General features: G+C 34.5%; 1 protein-coding gene. It reads right to left on the bottom strand.

Going from position 1 to position 310, the window contains the following annotated elements:
- Nucleotides 1-287 (bottom strand): OmpA family protein (locus DC53_RS22815; protein WP_206075185.1); only part of this gene is annotated, 287 nt, incomplete at its 3' end.
- Nucleotides 288-310: the final 23 nt, after the last annotated feature.

The following is a 310-nucleotide window of genomic DNA, read 5'->3' as shown; positions in this document are numbered from 1 at the left end:
GATAAATACATCTCTACTGACTCTGCTCTTTTTTCTGATAGCTTTAAATTGTAATCTACAGCACCAGTACTATCAGTATATCCAAAGATTTGAATATTTGTATCAGGGTACTCGTTAAACACAGTTACTAACTTATCTAAATTCTTCTTAGCCGTACTTGTAAGGCTTGATTTATTAGTGTCAAATCGAACAGAGTTTTCTCCTAGTGTAAGTTTAATACCTTCTCCTACTCTTTCTACCTCAGCACCTGGTAATGTTTGTTCTATTCGTTGTGCTTGTTTATCCATTCTGTTACCAATAACTCCACCTA

Source organism: Pseudoalteromonas fuliginea, assembly GCF_000690055.1.
GTDB classification, from domain to species: Bacteria; Pseudomonadota; Gammaproteobacteria; order Enterobacterales; family Alteromonadaceae; genus Pseudoalteromonas; species Pseudoalteromonas fuliginea.
Note: the sequence above shows the minus strand (reverse complement) of the source record. Positions and strands in the feature narration are given on the sequence as shown.